The 5,476-nt window shown below is 67.2% G+C and carries 8 protein-coding genes and 1 pseudogene; 5 read left to right on the forward strand and 4 right to left on the reverse strand.

The genetic code is table 11. The features are described 5' to 3' along the window. Positions 1 to 481: DUF1501 domain-containing protein (locus tag AC1DYI_RS25130; RefSeq protein ID WP_477206864.1), on the forward strand; the 481-nt coding region annotated here is incomplete at its 5' end. A gap of 19 nt (positions 482 to 500) precedes the next feature. On the opposite strand, the gene AC1DYI_RS25135 is transcribed toward AC1DYI_RS25130, so the two are convergent. The 4 genes from AC1DYI_RS25135 to gntR all read right to left on the reverse strand — a co-directional run bounded on the left by AC1DYI_RS25135 (position 501) and on the right by gntR (position 2,528). Continuing rightward, positions 501 to 740: a DUF1488 family protein gene (locus tag AC1DYI_RS25135; protein WP_477206865.1), complete on the reverse strand. Its 240-nt coding sequence runs from the start codon at positions 738 to 740 to the stop codon at positions 501 to 503. Between the two features lies 1 nt (position 741). Then, complete coding sequence (locus tag AC1DYI_RS25140) at positions 742 to 951, reverse strand: hypothetical protein (RefSeq protein ID WP_477206866.1); 210 nt, start codon at positions 949 to 951, stop codon at positions 742 to 744. A gap of 97 nt (positions 952 to 1,048) precedes the next feature. Then, positions 1,049 to 1,345, reverse strand: a complete 297-nt coding sequence (locus tag AC1DYI_RS25145; RefSeq protein ID WP_477206867.1) for a CrpP-related protein — start codon at positions 1,343 to 1,345, stop codon at positions 1,049 to 1,051. Positions 1,346 to 1,499: 154 nt separating this feature from the next. Next, on the reverse strand, positions 1,500 to 2,528 hold the full coding sequence (gene gntR / locus AC1DYI_RS25150) for an HTH-type transcriptional regulator GntR (protein WP_477206868.1): 1,029 nt from the start codon (positions 2,526 to 2,528) through the stop codon (positions 1,500 to 1,502). A 171-nt stretch (positions 2,529 to 2,699) separates the two neighbouring features. Here gntR and AC1DYI_RS25155 point away from each other — a divergent pair, with 171 nt between their 5' ends. The 4 genes and pseudogenes from AC1DYI_RS25155 to AC1DYI_RS25170 all read left to right on the forward strand — a co-directional run. Next, on the forward strand, positions 2,700 to 3,206 hold the full coding sequence (locus AC1DYI_RS25155; protein ID WP_477206869.1) for a gluconokinase: 507 nt from the start codon (positions 2,700 to 2,702) through the stop codon (positions 3,204 to 3,206). 55 nt (positions 3,207 to 3,261) lie between these two features. After that, the gene (locus AC1DYI_RS25160; protein WP_477206870.1) at positions 3,262 to 3,771 is read left to right on the forward strand and encodes a TRAP transporter small permease subunit; all 510 of its coding nucleotides are present in this window, start codon (positions 3,262 to 3,264) and stop codon (positions 3,769 to 3,771) included. Positions 3,772 to 3,786: 15 nt separating this feature from the next. Further along, entirely contained in the window at positions 3,787 to 5,079 is a 1,293-nt protein-coding gene (locus AC1DYI_RS25165; protein WP_477206871.1) for a TRAP transporter large permease, read from the forward strand. Positions 5,080 to 5,132: 53 nt separating this feature from the next. After that, a pseudogene (locus AC1DYI_RS25170) lies at positions 5,133 to 5,476 on the forward strand (TRAP transporter substrate-binding protein); the annotation flags it as partial.

Here is a 5,476-nt window from a genome sequence, read left to right on the forward strand (position 1 = left end):
GCCCAAAGGCCCACAGATCGTGATGCTCGAACAAGGTGGCTGGGACAGCCACGCCAACCTCACCAACGAAAAAAGCGCCTTCCTGAACAACCTTCAGCAGCTGGACGACAGCCTTGGGACGCTGCGCGAGATGCTGGACGCACCGAACGCTAACGGGCTGTGGGGCCGCACCGTGATCGTCGTGGCCACCGAGTTCGGCCGCGAGGTGGCGATCAACGGCACCCGCGGCACCGACCACGGCACCGGTGGTGCCGCGTTCGTTCTCGGCGGCGCGGTGCGCGGCGGCCAAGTGCTGGCCGACTGGCCAGGCCTGGCGAAGAAAGACCGCTACGAAGGCCGCGACCTGAAGATCACGACCGACCTGCGGGCTGTCTTCAAGAGCGTACTGGCCGACCACCTGCATATCGCACGGGGCCCGCTGGACAAGGACGTCTTCCCGGGGACCGAAGGCATGAAGCTGCCGGAGTTGGTCAAGGCCTGAGGCCGGTCAGCCTAACGTTCTAGCTGCGCGCGACGGCGACATCCGGATCGCGCAGCATCACAGGCTCCCGCGAACCGGAAGCCGTGCGGCGGCGCACGGCGGCGTCGATGCGCTCGCGATTCGCTTCGTAGGTGGCGACGGCGTCCTCGCCCCCACTCTCGCCGTTGAAGCAGTAGTGCAGCGTCTGCCGCGCGATCGTCGCGCCGACGTAGCGGCCATCGTCATGCAAGACCCAGAAGCGCAGAACGCCCGAGGCCAAGTCAAAAAAGGGTGTCTGAGACATCTAGCGTCGCGGCGCCGCGTTCCATGGTGATGGGATCTACACCCACCCGACGCGTGGCGACAGGGGGATCGGGAGCTGGCGCTGCGTCATCGGGCAGCACGATGGCCACATCGCAATCGCGCCCGACAAGCGCACGGGCCAGCAAGTAATTGGCGGTGTCGCGTGCATCAAGGGCGTCGATGTGCACACGGCCAGCGATGTCACATGGAAACGAGAAGGACAGACCGCCGTGCGACGCCCGATAGCACAAGCGAAACCCGCGACCTACTGGATGGGCAGCCGCCTCATGCTGGGGGGTTGGTGTCGGCAGCATCACGTTGCGCGCCCTCGCTTCGGTCRCTCTGCGCATCGTGACCCTGTTGCCAGGCGTCGTGCCGTTCGAGCCAGCTGCCTGGCGATTCACCGGTGCGGGCCGGCGCGTTGGACCGGCGACGCAACGGATTGGCGTCCGCATCGTCGCCACGGGCGGCGGCTTTGGCACCCTGCCGCTGCAACTCGGCGCGCTCCGCGTCGGCCAGCACCGGAAGCGCGTCGACGACGTCTGACGACGGTACTGGCTCGCTGGCAGGTGGTTGGCTCATTCGGGTCCTCTGAAGCGGCCCCGCTCAGAATGGCGCGGGGCTCTTCTGCTTATACGCCTATTGCCTTGCRGGCTCGGTGCGCACCCCAATGGCCCGTGGAAGCAAAGGCCATCTTCCTCGCGCACAAACAGCACGTGCCTCGGTCGGTGAGCACTCAAGCGCTGCCGCGCGCAATCAGCTCGAAGCCCAGATCGACCACCGGCTGCTTGACGGTCTCGCCGCGCATCAGCGCCAGCAGCATTGCCGACGCGGCCTGGCCGACTTCGGCGCGTGGCGTGCGCACCGTCGTCAGCGGCGGCACCATCTGGTCGCTGCCGGTGAGGTCGTTGAAGCCGGCCACCCCGATCTCGTCGGGCACCTTGATGCCGCGCCGAAGCGCCGCCAGCAGCGCGCCCTGGGCCAGGTCGTCGTTGCAAAAGAAGATCGCGTCGATCGCCGGCCGCTGGCCGATGATCTGCTCGAACATCCGGCCCCCGAGCGCGATCGACGAAGGCGCCGGGTTCAGCCATTCGAGCGTCTGGTCGTACAGGCCGGCGGCCATCAATTCGCGCCGCCAGCCTTGCAGCCGTTGCAGCGTACGTGGATCCAACTGTGCGGCTGCAAAGGCCACTCGGCGACGGCCATGGCGCAGCAGATGCCGCGTCAGCGCGGCGCCCGCGTCGGCTTGTGACAGGCCCACGCTGTGCAAGCCCGACTTGGGTGCTGCCAAATCCATCATGTGCACGCAAGGCACGCCAGCCTGCGCGATTAGCGTGCTTGTCGTCGCAGGCCGGTCGATGCCCGTGACCAGCAGGCCGGCCGGCCGATGGAGCAACTGCTCGCGCAGCAACGCGGCCTCTTCGACCTCGTCGTAATGGGTGACGCCGATCAGCGTCYGGAAGCCAGCTGGCCGCAGCGTGCGCTGGACGGCCTCGATCAGGTCGACGAACAGCGCGTTCGACAGCATCGGGATCAGCACCGCCACATGCGTGCTGCGGCGCGACGCCAGCGCGCGGGCCGCCGGGTCGGGCACATAGCCCAACCGGTCGGCGGCTTCGCGCACCCGCTCGACGAGCGCCGGGTCGACCGCGCGCTCTCCGCGTAGAGCGCGTGACACGGTGATCGGGCTGACTTCTGCGGCGCGCGCCACGTCGTTCAAGGTGACGCGACCGCTGGCGCGGCGGCGGGGAATGGCAGAGGTCATCTAAGGGTTGGTACGGATGAGCGGGAGTGGCTCGGTGATTAGGATAGCGCTGTCCGGTACCTGCACGCAAGCCGGCGCTTCCCTCAAGCCTCCTCCAGGCCACTCCAGGGAAACAGCGTCTTGGTCAGGGTACCGATTTTTTGGTCCACTTCGGATAGCGCTATCCAACGCATGAAGCAATCACTGGTCGTCATGGGCGTGTCGGGCTGCGGCAAGTCGAGCCTGGGCGAGGTGCTGGCCGAGGCACTGGGCACACGCTTCGTCGAAGGCGACGCACACCACAGCCCGGCCAACCGCGCCAAGATGAGCCAGGGCGTTGCGTTGACCGATGCCGACCGCGACGGCTGGCTCAACACGCTGGCGGCCGAGTTGCGCCAGCCCCCGCTGCCCATCGTTTTGACCTGCTCATCGCTGAAGCGCGCCTACCGCGACCGCCTGCGGGCCGCCGCGCCGGGCCTGCGCTTCGTGTTCATGGACATCGGCCGCGAGGCTGCACTGCAGCGCGTCGCCAGCCGCGGCGCCGCCCACTTCTTTTCCACCAGCCTGGTCGACAACCAGTTCGCGACGCTTGAGCGCCCCGATGGCGAAGCGGGCGTGCTGCGGGTCGATGCCGAGGCACCGTTGAGCCATTTGCAAGCCGAGGTCAGCGCTTGGCTGGCCGAAGAGGAGCACGCATGAGACGCAGGGCCGTTCCCAAGGCGAATTCCGGAGCGTGCAACGCGGAGGACTCCCAATGAACCACACCCTTGCCAACGACAAGCTGCCACTGCCGCAGCGCATCGCCCAGGGCGCTATGGCCAGCTGCCTGGGCGTGATGGCGGTCGCCGTGTTCGTCAACGTGGTACTGCGCTACGGCTTTGGCAGCGGCATCGCGGCGAGCGAAGAACTCTCGCGCCTGCTGTTCGTCTGGATGGTCTTCATCGGCGCCACCGCCGCCTACCCGGCTGGCGAACACATGGCCTTCACCAGCCTGGTCGGCCTGCTGAAGAACCGGCCGGTACTGATCGGGGGGATGACGCTGCTGATTCGCGCGCTGGTGGTGCTGGCCTGCGGACTGGTGGCCTGGGGTGCCTGGCAACAAGTGGTGGTCGGCATGGACAGCCGCTCGGTCGTGCTGGCCTACCCCACTGCGTTGCTGCCCCTGCCCGCGCTGTTGTGCGCCACCGCGATCAGTGTGATGGCCTTGATCGAGATCGTCCAACGCAAGCCGCTGGACCTGGGCCACGGCGCCGAAGTCGAGTGAGTGGAGTCACACGCCATGTCTGCTGAAGCACTCGCCTTCGTCGTTTTCTCTGCCGGCATGCTGGTGCTGATGGGCATCGGCATGAACATGGCCCTCGCACTGGTGCTGACCGGCGCCGGCATGGCCTATGTGCTGGGCTTCTGGGACACCCAGCTGCTGGCACAAAACCTGGTCGCCGGCATCGACAGCTTCCCGCTGCTGGCGGTGCCCTTCTTCATCCTCGCCGGCGAGCTGATGAACTCGGGCGGCATCAGCCGCCGCATCATCGACATGGCGCAGGCCTGGGTCGGCCACATCCGCGGCGGGCTGGGTTACGTGGCGATCGGGGCCGCGGTGCTGATGGCCAGCATGAGCGGCTCGGCACTGGCCGACACCGCGGCGCTGGCGACCATCTTGCTGCCGATGATGCGACAGCAGGGCTACCCGATGAACACCTCGGCCGGGCTGCTCGCCTCGGGCGGCATCATCGCGCCGATCATCCCGCCGTCGATGCCGTTCGTGATCTACGGCGTGACCACCAACACCTCGATCTCGGCCTTGTTCGTCTCGGGCATCGTGCCCGGGCTGATCATGGGCGCCGGCCTGATCGTCGCGTGGAAGTGGGTGCTGCGCCGCATCGAGTTGCCCGAGGGCCAACCGCTGCCGATGAAGGATCGACTGACGGCCACCGCCAAGGCCTTCTGGGCGATGCTGATGCCGATCATCATCATCGGCGGCATGAAGACCGGTGTCTTCACACCGACCGAGGCGGCAGTGGTGGCCGCGTTCTACGCACTGATCGTCGCGCTGTTCGTGCACCGCGAGATGAACTTGGCCGAGATCCACGGCGTGCTGGTGCGCGCCGCCAAGACGACGGCGATCGTGATGTTCCTGTGCGCCGGCGCGCAAGTCGCCAGCTACATGATCACCTTGGCCGACCTGCCCGGCGTGCTGACCGGCTGGCTGGGGCCGCTGGTCAACAGCCCGCGCCTGCTGATGGCGGTGATGATGGTTGCGCTGGTCGTCATCGGCACCGCGCTGGACCTGACGCCAACGATCCTGATCTTCGCGCCGGTGATGCTGCCGATCGCGGTGAAGGCCGGCATCGACCCGGTCTACTTCGGCCTGATGTTCGTGCTCAACGGCGCGATCGGCTTGATCACACCGCCGGTGGGCACGGTGCTGAACGTCGTTGCCGGCGTCGGCCGCCTGTCGCTGCACCAGGTGATCAAGGGCGTGAACCCGTTCTTGGTCACCTACCTGCTGATCCTCGTGCTGTTCGTGCTCTTCCCGTCCATGGTCACCGCGCCGGTGGCGTGGATGCGCTGAGGCGTCTCTTCCCGCTCCCTTCCTGACACTGCATTACCTCCAGGAGACACACCGTGAAAACCACCCGCCGCACCGTTGCCGCCGCCGCCCTCGCCTTGCTGGCCTGCGCGCCGTTGGCCACCTTTGCACAGGACATCAAGCCGCGCCTGATCCGCTTCGGCTATGGGCTGAACGAGCAGAGCAATCAAGGCCGCGCGGTCAAGGTCTTCGCCGAGGCGGTCGAGAAGGCCTCGGGCGGCAAGATGAAGGTGCGTGCGATCGGTGCCGCCGCGCTGGGCCCGGACACGCAGATGCAGCAGGCGCTGATCGGCGGCGCGCAGGAAATGATGGTCGGCTCGACCGCCACGCTCGTCGGCATCACCAAGGAAATGGCGCTGTGGGACACGCCGTTCCTGGT

It is taken from the genome of Ideonella sp. P3_A4 (assembly GCF_056403075.1).

What these genes read in the sequence shown, in the direction of transcription:
- AC1DYI_RS25160 (WP_477206870.1), top strand. Translation starts at nt 3,262, where the DNA reads ATGAACCACACCCTTGCCAACGACAAGCTGCCACTGCCGCAGCGCATC.
- AC1DYI_RS25155 (WP_477206869.1), top strand. Translation starts at nt 2,700, where the DNA reads ATGAAGCAATCACTGGTCGTCATGGGCGTGTCGGGCTGCGGCAAGTCG.
- AC1DYI_RS25165 (WP_477206871.1), top strand. Translation starts at nt 3,787, where the DNA reads ATGTCTGCTGAAGCACTCGCCTTCGTCGTTTTCTCTGCCGGCATGCTG.